14 protein-coding genes are annotated in these 15,451 nt (G+C 61.3%); 12 read left to right on the plus strand and 2 right to left on the minus strand.

Going from position 1 to position 15,451, the window contains the following annotated elements:
• Positions 1–20 precede the first annotated feature (20 nt).
• The 9 genes from ACI3GR_RS10540 to ACI3GR_RS10580 all read left to right on the plus strand — a co-directional run bounded on the left by ACI3GR_RS10540 (position 21) and on the right by ACI3GR_RS10580 (position 11,442).
• Positions 21–1,502 (plus strand): ABC transporter substrate-binding protein, encoded by a 1,482-nt coding sequence (locus ACI3GR_RS10540; protein ID WP_407494350.1) that lies wholly within the window; start codon positions 21–23, stop codon positions 1,500–1,502.
• Between the two features lie 119 nt (positions 1,503–1,621).
• Positions 1,622–2,569, plus strand: a complete 948-nt coding sequence (locus ACI3GR_RS10545) for an ABC transporter permease (protein ID WP_407494352.1) — start codon at positions 1,622–1,624, stop codon at positions 2,567–2,569.
• Positions 2,566–3,447, plus strand: a complete 882-nt coding sequence (locus tag ACI3GR_RS10550; protein WP_407494354.1) for an ABC transporter permease — start codon at positions 2,566–2,568, stop codon at positions 3,445–3,447. The genes ACI3GR_RS10545 and ACI3GR_RS10550 overlap by 4 nt, the downstream gene beginning before the upstream one ends.
• Positions 3,444–5,030: an ABC transporter ATP-binding protein gene (locus ACI3GR_RS10555; RefSeq protein ID WP_407494356.1), complete on the plus strand. Its 1,587-nt coding sequence runs from the start codon at positions 3,444–3,446 to the stop codon at positions 5,028–5,030. Before ACI3GR_RS10550 ends, ACI3GR_RS10555 begins: the two co-directional genes overlap by 4 nt.
• Before the next feature lie 11 nt (positions 5,031–5,041).
• Positions 5,042–6,487: an aldehyde dehydrogenase family protein gene (locus ACI3GR_RS10560; protein WP_407494357.1), complete on the plus strand. Its 1,446-nt coding sequence runs from the start codon at positions 5,042–5,044 to the stop codon at positions 6,485–6,487.
• Between the two features lie 81 nt (positions 6,488–6,568).
• Positions 6,569–7,309 (plus strand): SDR family oxidoreductase, encoded by a 741-nt coding sequence (locus tag ACI3GR_RS10565; protein WP_407494359.1) that lies wholly within the window; start codon positions 6,569–6,571, stop codon positions 7,307–7,309.
• Positions 7,310–7,324: 15 nt separating this feature from the next.
• Positions 7,325–8,476, plus strand: a complete 1,152-nt coding sequence (locus ACI3GR_RS10570) for an MFS transporter (RefSeq protein WP_407494360.1) — start codon at positions 7,325–7,327, stop codon at positions 8,474–8,476.
• A 114-nt stretch (positions 8,477–8,590) separates the two neighbouring features.
• Complete coding sequence (locus ACI3GR_RS10575) at positions 8,591–9,613, plus strand: aspartate-semialdehyde dehydrogenase (protein ID WP_407494361.1); 1,023 nt, start codon at positions 8,591–8,593, stop codon at positions 9,611–9,613.
• Between the two features lie 191 nt (positions 9,614–9,804).
• The gene (locus tag ACI3GR_RS10580) at positions 9,805–11,442 is read left to right on the plus strand and encodes a mucoidy inhibitor MuiA family protein (RefSeq protein ID WP_407494362.1); all 1,638 of its coding nucleotides are present in this window, start codon (positions 9,805–9,807) and stop codon (positions 11,440–11,442) included.
• A 3-nt stretch (positions 11,443–11,445) separates the two neighbouring features.
• Here ACI3GR_RS10580 and ACI3GR_RS10585 read toward each other — a convergent pair whose 3' ends face one another.
• Positions 11,446–12,096 (minus strand): carbonic anhydrase, encoded by a 651-nt coding sequence (locus tag ACI3GR_RS10585; protein WP_407494364.1) that lies wholly within the window; start codon positions 12,094–12,096, stop codon positions 11,446–11,448.
• A gap of 176 nt (positions 12,097–12,272) precedes the next feature.
• Between ACI3GR_RS10585 and ACI3GR_RS10590 the strand changes: the two genes are divergently transcribed.
• The 3 genes from ACI3GR_RS10590 to ACI3GR_RS10600 all read left to right on the plus strand — a co-directional run bounded on the left by ACI3GR_RS10590 (position 12,273) and on the right by ACI3GR_RS10600 (position 14,989).
• Positions 12,273–12,668: a hypothetical protein gene (locus ACI3GR_RS10590; RefSeq protein ID WP_407494365.1), complete on the plus strand. Its 396-nt coding sequence runs from the start codon at positions 12,273–12,275 to the stop codon at positions 12,666–12,668.
• Positions 12,669–12,734: 66 nt separating this feature from the next.
• The gene (locus ACI3GR_RS10595) at positions 12,735–14,120 is read left to right on the plus strand and encodes a leucyl aminopeptidase family protein (protein ID WP_407494367.1); all 1,386 of its coding nucleotides are present in this window, start codon (positions 12,735–12,737) and stop codon (positions 14,118–14,120) included.
• On the plus strand, positions 14,117–14,989 hold the full coding sequence (locus tag ACI3GR_RS10600; RefSeq protein WP_407494369.1) for a C40 family peptidase: 873 nt from the start codon (positions 14,117–14,119) through the stop codon (positions 14,987–14,989). Before ACI3GR_RS10595 ends, ACI3GR_RS10600 begins: the two co-directional genes overlap by 4 nt.
• On the opposite strand, the gene ACI3GR_RS10605 is transcribed toward ACI3GR_RS10600, so the two are convergent.
• Entirely contained in the window at positions 14,986–15,327 is a 342-nt protein-coding gene (locus tag ACI3GR_RS10605) for a DUF2794 domain-containing protein (protein WP_407494370.1), read from the minus strand. The genes ACI3GR_RS10600 and ACI3GR_RS10605 overlap by 4 nt on opposite strands.
• Between the last annotated feature and the right edge of the window lie 124 nt (positions 15,328–15,451).

Below are 15,451 nucleotides of genomic sequence, written 5' to 3' on the forward strand. Positions count from 1 at the left end.
CGGGGAGCAGGGAGAATATGATGACCTACACGTCCTTTGCCATGACCAGTGTCGCCGCCTTGGCGCTTAGCGCGACGATGGCGTTGGCGCAGCAGACCGACATCACTGTCGGCCAGCAGCTAGAACCGCCGCACCTTGATCCGACGTCCGCCGCGGCAGGGGCGATTGACTCGGTCGTATATTCCAACGTTTTCGAAGGCCTGACCCGCTTCGGCTCTGACGGGTCTGTTGGCCCCGGTCTGGCGCGCAGCTGGGACATTTCCGAAGACGGGAAGACCTATACCTTCCATCTGGCCGAAGGCGTGAAGTTCCATGACGGCACCACGATGGATGCCGAGGACGTGGTGTTTTCGCTGGACCGTGCACGGGCCGAAGATAGCGTGAACGCACAAAAGGCGCTGTTCGCCGGGATCGAAAGCGTTGAAGCGACGGATCCGACGACCGTGACCGTGACGCTGAAAAACCCTGACGGAAACTTCCTGTTCAACATGGCTTGGGGCGATGCAGTCATCGTGGCGCCCGAGTCGATCGAGAACATCAAGACCACGCCTATCGGCACCGGTGCGTTCATGTTTGACAACTGGGTTCAGGGCGACCGGATCGAGTTGAAGAAAAACCCCGAGTATTGGGGTGAGCCTGCGATGCTTGAGGAAGTGACCTTCAAGTTCATCAGCGACCCGACCGCCGCATTCGCCGCGATGATGGCCGAAGATGTCGATGTCTTCGCCGCCTTCCCGGCCCCGGAAAACCTGCCGCAGTTCGACGCTGATCCGCGCTTTAAGGTGCTGGTTGGCTCGACCGAGGGCGAGACGATCCTTGCCATCAACAACAAGCAGGCGCCGCTGGACAACGTGAAGGTGCGTGAGGCAATCGCGCACGCGATCAACCGTCAGGAAATCATCGACGGTGCGCAGTTTGGTTACGGAACGCCCATCGGGACGCACTTTGCGCCGCACCATCCTGATTACCTCGACCTGACCGGAATGTCCGACTTTGATCCCGAAAAGTCCAAGATGCTGCTGGAAGAAGCGGGCGTAACCCTGCCGCTGAAGCTCAAGATGACGCTGCCGCCGCCGTCCTACGCCCGTCGTGGGGGGGAAATCATCGCCGCGCAACTGCGTCAGGTGGGTATCGAGGCCGAGATCGAGAACGTCGAATGGGCGCAATGGCTGGAATCGACCTTCCGCGGGTATGATTATGGCCTGACCATCGTCAGCCATACGGAGCCGCTGGACATCAACATCTATGCCCGGCCCGAATACTACTTCCAGTACGACAACGCTGAATTCCAAGCGCTGATCGAAAAGATTAATCTGGAGTCCGATCCCGACGCGCGGTCCGAGATGTTCAAGCAAGCGCAGACCACCATCGCCGAAGATTACGTCAACGCTTACCTGTTCCAGCTGCCGCTGATCACGGTCGCCAAGACGGGTGTTGAAGGTCTGTGGGAAAATGCGCCGACCCAAGCCGCCGATATGACGGCGGTCCACTGGGCCGAATGACGATCAGCCCGCCGGATATCGCCTGCGCCAAATGTGCGCGGATGTCCGGCGGGCCTTTCCCACTGCGCCCAAGGGCGCGTGGTTCTTTCCCTAAATCACAGTTTCAGGTGGCCTGACGCATGGTGCGCTATGCCCTGACCAGATTGCTATCCTTGGCGATCAGCCTTTGCGTCGCGTCGGTCGTGATCTTTCTGGCGGTCGAAATCCTGCCCGGCGACCCCGCGGCCTTCATGCTGGGCGTCAACGCGCAAGAAGATACGCTGAACGCCCTGCGTGATCAGCTTGGGCTGAACGGGTCGCTTTGGACACGATATGCATCTTGGGTCGGCGGTATGCTGAGCGGTGATTTCGGCACGTCTTACACCTATCGCACGCCGGTGGCGGATATGATCGGTGATCGGCTGTGGGTGTCACTTCCCTTGGCCATCTATGCGCTGACGTTGTCGACCTTGATCGCCTTTCCGGCGGGCATCTGGGCGGCCTCGCGCCGGGGGTCTGCGGTAGATGTGGGCGTAATGGGGATCACCCAGCTGGGCGTCGCCATTCCGAATTTCTGGTTCGCGATGCTGATGGTCGTCGTGTTCGCCATCAATCTACGCTGGTTTTCGGCAGGTGGTTTCCCGGGTTGGGACGAAGGGTTCTGGATATCGATGAAATCGCTGACGCTGCCCGCCATCGCCTTGGCCTTGCCTCAGGCGTCGATCTTGGCGCGGGTTATGCGGTCCTCCTTGCTTGATACGCTGTCCGAAGATTTCGTGCGCACAGCGCGGGCCAAGGGGCTGTCCAAGCGGCAGGCCCTGTGGCGGCACGCGCTGCGCAATGCGCTGATCCCTGTGCTGACGATCATCGGCCTGCAATTTTCGTTCCTTCTGGCGGGCGGGATCATCATTGAGAACGTGTTTTACCTGCCGGGTCTTGGACGGTTGATCTTTCAGGCGATTTCGGCGCGCGACCTGATCGTCGTGGAATCCGTTGTGATGCTGTTGGTGTTTGCCGTGGTGTTGGTGAACTTTCTTGTCGATCTCGCCTACGCGCTGGTCGACCCGAGGTTGAGGCACGCGCGATGACGGACTTGCGCACGGAAACACTGCCCCCTGCTGCGGCGCCGGTCCGGCTTTGGGGCCGCGCGTTGCGGTCGCGGAACCTTGTGATCGGGGCCTGTCTGACCTTGGTGTTCGTCTTGGCGGCCTTGGTGTCGTTCATTTGGACGCCCTTCGACGTGACCGGGATCGACATCGCGAACAAGATCAAGCCGCCCTCGGCCCGGAACCTGTTGGGCACAGATCATTTCGGGCGGGATATCCTGTCGATGATTATGGTGGGCGCGCGGGTGTCGATTGCCGTGGCCGTGGTCGCCGTGGGGATCGGCATGGCCTTTGGCGTGCCTTTGGGCCTTTGGGCGGCGGCGAAAAAGGGATCGTTGTTGGACGAGGTCATCATGCGCGCCAACGATCTGGTCTTTGCCTTCCCGTCGCTGGTGATCGCGATCCTGATTACAGCTGTTTTCGGTCCCTCGGCCATCAACGCGATCATCGCGATCGGCATTTTCAACATCCCTGTCTTTGCCCGTCTGACGCGGTCCGGTGCGCTGTCTTTGTGGCAGCGTGACTACATTCTGGCGGCTCGGGTCGCGGGCAAAGGGGCCACGCGGATTTCGGTTGAACACATTCTGCCCAACGTGACGAACCTGTTGATTGTGCAGGGAACAATCCAGTTTTCGCTGGGTATCTTAGCCGAGGCCGGTTTGTCCTATGTCGGTCTTGGTGCGCAGCCGCCCACACCGTCTTGGGGGCGGATGCTGGCGGAAAGCCAGACGATGATTTCCTTCGCACCGCATATGGCCTTGTTCCCGGGGCTTGCGATCCTTTTGACGGTTCTGGGGCTGAACCTGATGGGCGACGGGCTGCGTGATCTGTTCGATCCCAAATTGCGGGGCCGGTCATGAGCCTTCTGCAGATCGAAAACCTGTCGCTGGATATCGGGCGTCATCAGATCCTGCGTGATGTGACACTCTCAGTCGATCCCGGTCAGATCGTCGGCGTGATCGGAGAATCCGGGTCCGGCAAGTCCATGACCGCCTTCACCGCTATGCAGCTGTTGCCAGACGGATCGACGGCGACAGGGACAGTCAGACTGTCTGGTCACGATATGCTTGCCCTGTCAGAGCCGGAGCTGTGCAAGCTGCGCGGGAACGAAGTTGGCATGGTGTTCCAAGAGCCGATGACCGCGCTGAATCCGATCCGCACGATTGGCGATCAGGTGGCGGAGACCATCCTGATCCACGAAAACGTCAGTCGGTCCGAGGCGCTGAAGCGGGCTGAAAACGCCTTGAATAGGGTCGAATTACCGGCTGATCGCTTTCCACTGACCCGCTATCCGCATGAGTTGTCGGGCGGGCAACGGCAGCGCGTAGTGATCGCAATGGCGATTGCGCTCCGTCCTCAGTTGCTGATCGCGGATGAGCCGACGACTGCGCTGGACGTGACCACTCAGGCCCAGATCCTCGACCTGCTGAAACGGCTGGTGAAAGAGGATGGGATGGGTCTGCTGATGATCTCTCATGACCTTGCGGTTGTGGCAGACATGGCGGACGAAATTGTCATTATGCAGAAGGGCCGTGTCGTGGAACGCGGCCCTTGTCCTGCGATCTTCGGCGCCTTGCAGCATCCTTATTCGATCTCTTTGCTAAAAGCGTCGACCCACACCCCAGACCGATCGGTCCAGACTGAAGATCAGCCTTTGTTGCGTGTCCAAGACGTGCGGCGCGCCTATCGCCTGCCACGCAAAACCCTGTTCGGATCCCCGGGGAGTTTCGAGGCTGTTCGCGGTGTGTCATTCGACCTAAAGCGGGGCGAAAGCCTAGGCCTGGTCGGAGAGTCCGGCTGCGGGAAATCGACCCTAACAAGGGCGATTCTGGGCCTCGAAGAGGTGCAGGGCGGGGAAATTTTGTTGGACGGAGAGCCTGTTTTTACCGGCCATAAGCCCAACCGAAACGTCCGTCGCAGGATGCAGGTGGTGTTCCAAGACCCCTATGGGTCGTTCAACCCACGCCACCGGGTCGACCGTTTGATCTGTGAACCGTTTCACCTGCTCGACACACCACCGACAGGCAAGGCCCGTGACGCCGCGATTGAAGAGGCGCTGGTGTCGGTCGGGATGTCAGGTTCGGACCGGTACAAGTACATCCACGAGTTTTCCGGCGGGCAGCGTCAGCGGATCGCGATCGCCCGTGCGCTGATCATCAAACCTGATCTAATCCTGCTGGACGAGGCGGTCTCGGCGCTCGACGTGCAGGTGCGGGCGCAGATTTTGGACTTGCTGGCTGACCTCTCGGCAAAGTTCGGGCTGAGCTACTTGTTCATTAGCCACGACCTGAGCGTCGTGCGCGTCATCACCGACCGCTGTCTGGTGATGAAAGCTGGAGAGATTGTTGAGCAGGGGCTAACCGAACAGGTCTTCGCCAATCCGCAGCATCCCTACACCCGCGAATTGATTGCCGCCGCACCGGAGCTTCCGGAGACGGTTTGAAAGGACATCACATGAAAGACCTATGGTTCGATCCGTCTCAATGCTTGATCGACGGTCAGTGGATAGCCCCGTCAGGTGGTCAAACCCTGCCGCTGTTCGACCCGTCGACCGGAGAGGAGATCGGCGCGATCGCCCGCGGTCAAGCCGCCGACATTGACGCTGCGGTGGGCGCGGCGACGAAGGCGTGGCAAGGCGCATGGGGCCGGACCCCGGCGGCCGAGCGGGGGCGTATCCTAATGGCTTTGGGCCGCTTGGTCGCGGAAAAGGTCGACGTGCTGGCGCGGATCGAAGCGGCCGATGTGGGCAAACCGTTGAAACAGGCGCGTGCGGACGCGGTGGCCTTGGCGCGGTATCTGGAATTCTACGGTGGCGCAGCGGACAAGCTGCACGGCGAAACCATCCCCTATCTGGACGGCTATACCGTTTACACCCTGCGTGAGCCGCATGGGGTGACCGGACATATCGTACCGTGGAACTATCCGATGCAGATCATCGGGCGATCGGTGGGCGCGGCCTTGGCTGCGGGCAATGCCTGTGTGCTGAAACCGGCCGAGGATGCCTGTCTGACCGCCTTGGCCTTCGCTGATCTGGCGCGGCAGGTTGGGCTGCCGGACGGTGCGCTGAACGTGGTTCCGGGGCTGGGCGCAGAGGCCGGCGCGGCGCTGACCGCGCATCCCGGCGTGCATCATCTGTCGTTCACGGGCTCTGTCGCGACGGGGCGTATGGTGCAGCGGGCTGCGTCTGAAAACGTGGTTCCCGTGACGCTGGAGTTGGGGGGCAAGTCGCCGCAGATCGTGTTCGACGATGCGGATTTGGAGGCGGCGCTACCGTTCCTTGTGAATGCAGGCATCCAGAACTGCGGACAGACCTGTTCGGCGTCGTCACGCATTTTGGTGCAGCGCAAGGTTTACGAGCAGGTGCGCGAAGCGATGGCGTCGCGCTATGCTGGGCTGCGGGTCGGCAAGGCCGTAGACGATCTGGACGTTGGGCCTGTGATCTCGGCGAAGCAGAAGGGTCTGGTCGAGGGGTTCTTGGACAAGGGGCAGGGGCTGGAGATCGCCGGTCAGGCCACTTTGAATGATTTGCCGAGTGACGGCTATTACGTGGCACCGACGCTTTATGCCGGGGTCGCCCAAGATCACGCCTTGGCGCAGGATGAAATTTTTGGCCCCGTGCAGGTGATGATCCCCTTTGAGGATGAGGCCGAGGCTGTCGCGATTGCGAACGGCACGGATTACGGTCTGGTCGCTGGGGTCTGGACGCGGGACGGTGCGCGGCAGATGCGCATGGCCCGGTCGATCCGGGCGGGGCAGGTGTTTCTGAACAATTACGGGGCTGGCGGCGGCGTCGAACTGCCCTTCGGCGGGATCGGCAAATCAGGCCACGGCCGCGAAAAGGGGTTCGAGGCGCTGTACGGCTTTACCACGCTGAAGACGGTCGCGGCGTATCATGGATAACATGGACGGGTGTGCCGATCGCGGCGCTTGCCAATTCGCAAAGATCGGCAGACTGTCCGCACAAAATTTGGGAGGATCATCATGAGACTGGATGGCAAGACCGCGATCGTAACGGGCGGCGCACAAGGCTTTGGCGAGGGTATCGTCCGGCGCTTCGTGGAAGAGGGCGCGCGGGTGATGGTCGCGGATATTCAGGGCGATGCCGCCATGGCGATGGCAGAGCAGCTCGACGGGATCGGCTGTGCGGTGGACGTGTCGAAAACCGACAGTGTGAACGCGATGGTCGCGCAGGCGAACGATGCCTGGGGCCATGTCGATATCATGGTGAACAACGCGGGTGTGTCGCATATGCCCAAGCCTCTGGAAGACGTGGAAGAGGACGAATTTGACCGCGTACTAAACGTCAACGTCCGGTCGATCTATCTGACAGCGCGGGCTTTGGTGCCTCAGATGAAAGCGCGGAAATCGGGTTGTTTTGTTCAGATTTCGTCGACCGCGGGGGTCAGCCCGCGGCCGAACCTGAACTGGTACAATGCGTCCAAGGGATGGGTGAACACCGCAACGCAAACCATGGCCGTCGAACTGGCCCCGCATGGTATCCGCGTGAACGCGGTGAACCCCGTGGCGGGCGAAACGCCTTTGCTGCCGACGTTCATGGGCGAAGACACGCCAGAGATGCGGGCCAAGTTCCTGTCGACCATTCCGATCGGGCGCATGTCGACTCCGCAGGACATTGCAAACGCATCGCTGTATCTGGCCTCGGACGAGGCATCGATGGTGACCGGCGTCTGCATGTTGGTGGACGGCGGCCGGTGCATCTGACCTGACCCTTCTGACATGCGTATAGATATCATCCTGTTGGTCTTGGCCTATGTGCTAAGCCAGTTTTTCCGGTCGTTCCTGCCGGTGCTGACCAATGTCCTGAACGAAGACATCGGCGCTAAGGCGGCGGATTTGTCGCTGGCGGCGGGCATGTGGTTCCTGATCTTCGCGCTGTTTCAGATCCCGGTGGGCTGGGCGCTGGACAAGCTGGGGCCGCGCCGGACCTCTGGCTGGTTGCTGTTGGTCGGCGGCGGGGGCGGGGCGCTTTTGTTCGCCTTGGCGCAGGCGCCGTGGCAGATCGTCGTGGCCATGGGGCTGATCGGGGTTGGCTGTTCGCCGGTTCTGATGGCGTCCTATTATATCCTTGCGCGGGTCTATCCTGCCGCGATGTTCGCCACCTTCGCGGCCTTCATCATCGCCTTTGGGCAGGCGGGCAACCTAGCCGGCTCCCTCCCGCTGGCCTTGGCGGTCGAGGCGTTCGGCTGGCGGATGAGCATGGGGCTGCTTGCCGTGGCATCCGTCGTCGTGGCCCTTTTGTTGCTGCGCACCGTTCAGGATCCCCCGGCGATCGTTGATGCGCCCAAGGGCAGCCTGCTGGACGTGCTGAAGATCCGTGGGTTGTGGCTGATCCTGCCGCTGACGCTGGTGAACTATGCGCCAGCCGCCGGAATGCGGGGCCTTTGGGCCGGACCATTCTTTGCCGAGAACTACGGCGCAGACGCGCGATTGATCGGATACGCGACGCTGGTCATGGCTGTGGCGATGATCGTTGGCACCTTTGCTTACGGCCCGCTGGATCGGGTGCTGGGGACGCGCAAATGGTTGAACGTCTTTGGGGCGGTGACGTCGATCGGTCTGGTGACGACGCTGGCGCTGATGCCGCCTGCGGGTGTCTGGACAGCCGTGATCCTTTTCGCGCTGACCGGGTTTGTGCTGTCGAATTATCCGATGATCATGGCCCATGGTCGCGCCTTCCTGCCGCCGCATCTGGTGGGGCGGGGCGTCACGCTGATGAATCTTTTCTCGATCGGTGGGGCGGGTCTGGCGCAAATGATCACCGGGCCGCTTTACATGGGTGGGGGATTCGTTCCGGTGTTCATGTTCTACGTCATCGCGCAGTCCATCGGGCTGGTGATTTACCTCTTTGCGACGGATCGGACCGACTGAGCCTTTGGGAAAAGGTCTATCGCAGGCCTTGATAGGTCGTATCAGCGCATTAAGCTTTGCACCGCGTCGCGCCTGCGGTATAGCCGCGCGACCCAAGTGAAAGGAGCTTTTCTGATGGGCTATAAAGTCGTCGTCGCCGGTGCCACGGGTAATGTGGGCCGCGAAATGCTGAACATCCTCGCGGAGCGTCAGTTCCCCGTGGACGAAATTGCCGTGCTGGCCTCGCGTCGGTCGCTGGGCACCGAAGTCAGCTTTGGCGATAAAACCCTGAAGACACAGGACCTCGACACCTTCGATTTCACCGGCTGGGACATGGCGCTGTTTGCCGTGGGTTCGGGCCCGACGAAGGAATATGCGCCCAAGGCCGCCAAGGCGGGCTGCATCGTGATCGATAACTCCTCGCTTTACCGTTACGACCCGGACGTGCCGCTGGTGGTGCCCGAGTGTAACCCCGAAGCCGTCGATGGCTATGCCAAGAAGAACATCATCGCCAACCCCAACTGCTCGACCGCGCAGATGGTCGTGGCGCTGAAGCCGTTGCATGACCGCGCGCGGATCAAGCGGGTTGTCGTGTCGACCTACCAGTCCGTTTCCGGTTCGGGCAAAGAGGCGATCGACGAGCTGTGGGACCAGACCAAGGCGATCTACAACCCGACGGACGAGTACGAGGCCAAGGTGTACCCCAAGCAGATCGCGTTCAACGTGATCCCGCACATCGATGTCTTCATGGAAGACGGTTCGACCAAGGAAGAATGGAAGATGGTCGCCGAGACCAAGAAGATCATCGATTCCAGCATCAAGGTCACCGCGACCTGCGTGCGCGTTCCGGTGTTCGTTGGCCACTCTGAAGCCGTCAACATCGAGTTCGAAGACCATCTGGACGAAGACGAAGCGCGCGACATCCTGCGCGAAGCGCCGGGCTGCATGGTAATCGATAAGCGCGAAGACGGCGGCTATGTCACGCCGATCGAATGCGTCGGCGACTACGCGACCTTTATTTCGCGCATCCGTCAGGACAGCACGATCGACAACGGCCTGAACATCTGGGTCGTGTCTGACAACCTGCGGAAGGGTGCTGCGCTGAACGCGGTGCAGATCGCCGAGACGCTGGGCAAGCGTGTGCTGAAAAAAGGCTGAGCGATTCAGGCTTGGACGTATCAAGGGGACGGTCTTCGGGCCGCCCCTTTCGTTTGTGCGGACTTCCGTTGGCACTGGGACGGGCCGGATTGGAAACTTGGCCAAATCCCGCCGGTTGCGCGCTTGTCCCTTGGCCTTCGCCCGCGCTGCCAGCAAAGTGTGTGGGACGTTTCAACAGAAAGACCTTTGCCATGCGCCCTTATGCTCTTGCCCTGACCCTGCTGGCCCTTCCCGCCCCGCTTTGGGCCGATGACATCAGCGTCAGCAGCGACGTTACGCAGGCGACGATTTTCCCGCAGGGAGCCAGCCTGACCCGCGTGGCGCAGGTCGACGTGCCCGAAGGTCGGCATCAGATCATTTTGACCGATATGCCGATGATCGATCCGGCGACTTTGCAATTGTCCGCACCGGGGCTGACCCTGGGGGCTATTCGGTATCGCGATGATTTCGTGCCGCCGCGCACGCAAGAGGATCAGGCACAGATCGCCGCCGCGAAGGCAGAGGTCGAGGTAAAGGAACAGGCGTTGCAAGCCGCGCAGGACGCCGTGGCCGCCATCCGGGCCGAGGCCGAGGCCGCGCGCTCTCGGATCGCGTTTCTGGACGGGATCGGGCAGTCGGACGGTCTGGCGCAGGCGTCCCCGGATCAATTGCGTGCTCTGGTGGATTTGATCGGTGTAGAAGGTTTGCAGGCGCGGCAGGCGGTGCAACAGGCCGAAATTCGGATGCGTCCGGCCCAACGCGCGGTCAAGGAGGCTGAGGAAGAACTGAGTGATGCCAAAGCGGCCCTAGCCGCGCTTGAGACGGAAGATGAGGACCGGGCCTATCTTGTGATCGACGTGCAAGCCGCCGCCGCGACCACTGCCGACCTGACCCTATCCTACATCACCAACGCAGCATCGTGGGAGCCGACTTATGATCTGCGCCTATTCACCGGCGATACCGATAGCTTGTCGATGGATCGGGGCGCTTATGTTCGGCAGTCGACCGGCGAAAACTGGTCGGACGTGCAGCTGACCCTGTCGACGGTCCGTCCTTCGGGGCAGCAGGAGCCGGGAGAGGTCTGGCCTTGGCTGCGGCGCATCTTTGATCCCGAAAGCATGCCGCAGCCCGTGCCGATGGCGACCCGTTCCCTCAAGGCCCGCGATGGTGAGGCCGACATGATGCTGGCAGAGCCTGTCATGGAAGAGGTCGCGCCCAGCGCGAGCTTTGACGGTATCGCGGTCACCTACGACTACCCCGACGCCGTCAGCATCGCGAATGAGGCGGACGCAGTGCGCCTTGGCTTGGGGTCTGTCGAATTCGAACCGGAGGTCTTTGCCCGCGCGGTTCCTCTGTCTGACAGTACCGCATTTGTCAGTGCTGAGATCACGAACAATTCTGGTGAACTGATCTTGGGAACGGGGGACGCGCGGTTCTATCTGAACGGCACGTTTGTCGGCCAACGGTACCTTGACCTGATCGCAGAAGGGGACGAGGCAGAGCTGTCCTTTGGCCCTATCGAGGGACTGCGTCTGGAGCGTATCGTGCGGGACCGGCAGGAGGGTGACCGGGGTGTCATTGCGCGGTCGAATGAACAGAATGAAACCGTGGACATCACCCTGCGCAATCTGACGGATCGCGCGTGGGATGTTCGGTTGCGTGACCGTGTGCCCTATTCAGAACAGGAAGACCTGAGCGTGACGTACGACGCAACGCCCGCGCCGATCGACACGAATGTGGATGGTCGCCGCGGCGTCTTGGAATGGCGGTTCACGATGGATGCCGGGACCGAAGAGGTGGTGACCCTGTCGCACAAGCTACGTTGGCCACAGGGTCAGCAGTTGCGTTAAGCCTTAGACGGCTTTGAACACACCTTCGTCGGGCAGGTATTGTTCCAGCCCGCCGTCACCGATGTCGTTCCACAGGCCGTGCAAAGACAGCTCGCCCGACTTCACGGCGGATTCGACAAATGGGAAGGTCATCAGGTTGTCGAGAGACACCAAAACCGCCTCTTTTTCCAAGGCGCGAACGCGGGTCGTTTCGTCTTCGATATCCTTGACGCGTTCGTAGCCGGGGCGCAGCAGGTCCATCCAGCGGCCCACAAAGCTGGATTTTTCCTCCAACTCGGGCGCGTGGCCGGAACACATGTCAAGGCATCCGCGTACGCCGCCACAGCTTGAGTGGCCGACGATCACGATATGCGCGACCTTCAACGCGGTCACGGCGTATTCCACCGCGGCCGAGGTACCGTGCTGTGCGCCATCGGGTTCGTAAGGCGGCACGAGGTTCGCGATGTTGCGGTGAATGAAGAACTCACCCTGATCAGCGCCAAAGATCGCCGTGACGTGCACGCGGGAATCGCAGCAGGAAATGATCATGGCGCGGGGGCGCTGACCTTCGTCTGCAAGGCGTCGGTACCACGCTTTGTTTTCGGAAAAGGTTGTCGCTTTCCAGCCATGGAACCGTTGAACCAGAAAGTTCGGCAGAGGTTTGGCAAGCTTCATTGTATGTCCTTCTCTGAGTTGCGGAGCACCGGCGCAGTGCGCACGGCTACCGGGTGTTATAGCGCGACTGCCCGAAGGTTGAAGCGCATTTGATGCGAATTTCATCAACATTCCGAGTGGCAGGAAAGGATTTGGGAAGGGATCGCCGTCATAACCCTGCGCCGTGGGAAGACGAGATGAGGGTGAGATACGTGGATGACGTAAAGGTTCTGGCGCAGGAAGAGGTGGTCCGCCTCGACTCTGACCGCCTGCAGACGTTGTACGAACAATTGGGCGATTCCGGTGCCGAAGATGTTGTGTGCCGCGCAATGGAAGAACTGGCTGTGCGCCTGTCGATGACGGAACGCCTGTTTCGGCAGGATCGCTATGATGAAATGCGCAAAGCGGCGCGGTCGCTAACCGGGATCGCGGACCAGATCGGAATGAATACCCTGTCGCGCGTGGCCTGTGACGTGACCCATTGCATCGATGCGCGGGATCCGGTGGCGCTGTCGGCCACGTTGTCGCGTCTGTTGCGCATTGGCGAACGATCCCTGACCGAGATTTGGGATATGCAGGGCGTGCGCGTCTGAGGCATGGAAACCCCTTGCAGCGACGTGGCCAAACTCTAGGCTTCGGCGCAATGTAAGGAGTTTCCGATGCCGATGACTTTCGCCCCCGCCGACGCCGATGCACTGCCGCTGTATCTGGTTGCCGCGGATCAATTCGAGGACTGGGTTGCCGATCAGGCTGACGCCACACGCAAATGGCTAGAAGCGCAGGGATTTTCCGGCGCGCTTGGGGCCGCTTGTCTGGTGCCCGGGGCCGATGGCGCGCCTGCGTTGGCGCTGGCAGGCTATGGCACCGCTGCGCATCGGGCGCGCGGGCGGTTTGCGCTGGCGGCTGCGGCCATGGCCCTTCCTGCGGGGACCTATCGGTTGCAAAGTGATCTGACCGGCGATGCGCTGGACCAAGAAGCGCTGGGTTGGCTGCTGTCGGCTTATGCCTTCGACCGCTACCGCGAACAGGGCGGATCGGTCGCGCAATTGGTCGCGCCAGAGGGCGTCGATGCCAAGCGGATCGAGGCGATTGCAGCGGGCGAAGCACTGACCCGCGATCTGATCAACACGCCGTCGTCGGACATGGGCCCGGATGAGTTGGAGGACGCGGCCTCCGGCCTTGCGACTGAATTCGGCGCCAGCTTTGACGTCATCAAGGGCGACGACCTGTTGACCCAGAACTTTCCCATGATCCACGCGGTTGGCCGGGCCTCGACCCGTGCGCCGCGATTGATCGACATGCGCTGGGGCGACACTGGCCCCAAGCTGACGTTGGTCGGCAAAGGCGTGTGTTTCGACACAGGCGGGCTCAACATTAAACCCGGCGCGTCGATGGGGTTGATGAAGAAAGATATGGGAGGGTCTGCTACGGTTCTGGGGCTGGCACGGATGATCATGGCGTTGGACCTGTCCGTGCAGCTGCGGGTTCTGATCCCGGCAGTGGAAAATTCGATTTCCGGAAATGCCTTCCGCCCGCAGGACATCCTGACCGCCCGCGACGGCAAAACGGTCGAGATCAATAATACGGACGCCGAAGGTCGCTTGGTTCTGGCCGACGCATTGGTCTACGGGGCAGAGGATAAGCCGGACCTGATGCTGTCGATGGCGACGCTGACGGGCGCGGCACGGGTGGCTGTTGGGCCGGATATTGCTCCGTTTTATTCCGATGATGACGCCGTGGCTGCGGCAATCACCGCGGCAGCGGGCCGCGTGGGTGACCCCGTCTGGCGGATGCCGTTTTATGAACCTTACGAGGCAATGATCGAACCGGGGATCGCCGATCTGGACAATGCACCCAAGGGCGGATTTGCAGGGTCGATTACTGCGGCGCTGTTCTTGCGGCGGTTCGCGGGCGACACCGCGCGCTATACGCATTTCGATATCTATGGCTGGCAACCGGCGTCTGCCCCCGGGCGCCCCAAAGGGGGCGTCGGACAAGGCGCTCGGGCCGTGCTGGACGCGTTGCCAGAGGCACTGGGCCTGTGACCGACCGTCGCGTTCTGAAATCAAACGGGCGCGTGGCTGACGTTTCTCTCAAGGGGAAGGTCAAAGCCGACCGTTTCGTCACAGCGGCCGAACATCGCGTTGCTGCGCCGGTGACTTCGATTCTATCACAGCCAGACGAAGGACCCAGAGAGCGTGAACTGGCCTTTGGTCAGGCGTTCATGGTTCTGGAAACGGACGTGGACTATGCCTTCGGTTACGCGGCCCGCGACGGATATGTCGGCTATGTCCTGCGCGATGACCTGACGCGCATGACCCAAACGCCGACCCATCGGGTGATCAGCAACAGCTATTGGTCCGTTGAACCGGCCCTGAAATCCCCCGACCCGGCAGAGCCGATGCCGATCGGTGCTTTGGTCCATGTCTCGGGTAAATCGCACGACAATTGCGACTGGGCCGAGGTCGGCCTGCCCGACCCGGAAACCGGCGATACGTGGCAGGTGCATATGCCGATGCCGCACCTCGCCCCGCTGACGCCAGCCACGGATGTGGTGGCCGAGGCCGAAAGGTATCTGGGTGTGCCCTATCTATGGGGCGGCAACAGCGGATTCGGGATTGATTGTTCGGGCCTCGTGCAGGCGGCCTGTCTGGCTTGTGAGGTTGAGTGCCCCGGTGACAGTGATCAGCAGGCTAAGGGGCTGGGCGACGCGCTGGCGGATGATGCCGCGCCAAAGCGTGGTGATCTGATCTTTTGGAAAGGTCACGTGGCCTTCGTGGTGGGTGACGGGCGGATCCTGCATGCGAACGCCTATCACATGGCGGTCGCCTACGAGGATATGGACAGCGCGATCAAACGTATCGCGGCCAAGGACGGTCCGGTCACGGGGCGGCGTAGGATCCGCCGGGTCTAGTCGACGGCGCGGATCAACTTGCGCTCCAACACGCGCAGAACGGTTTTCAGATCCTGACCGCGTTTCAGGATTTGCCCGTCCATGCCGACAACCGAATACATGCCCTGCCGCAGACGCAGTGCGGGGCGTTTTTCGATGCGGTACAGTGGGTGTTCTGCCGTTCGTCGGAAGACCGAAAAGACTGCGACCTCGGACAGGGATGAAATCCCATAATCGCGCCATTCGCCTGCTGCGACCATGCGCCCATAAAGCGACAGGATCACGGACAATTCCGTCCGGTGAAATGCAACGCATTCCTTGGCGTTTTGTGGGAAAGGTGTCGGTGGTTGAACCGTCATACGTCAGACTTGCGCTCTTTGTCACCGAAATCAAGAACCTTCCTATAAATCTGTCCGCAATGCGGAAGGTTCTTCCACGGCGCTTGACCCCACCGCGGCATTTGCGCAGGTTGCGCGGCGAACA

It is taken from the genome of Pseudooceanicola aestuariicola (genome assembly GCF_045763785.1).
In the GTDB taxonomy this organism is placed as follows: domain Bacteria; phylum Pseudomonadota; class Alphaproteobacteria; order Rhodobacterales; family Rhodobacteraceae; genus Pseudooceanicola.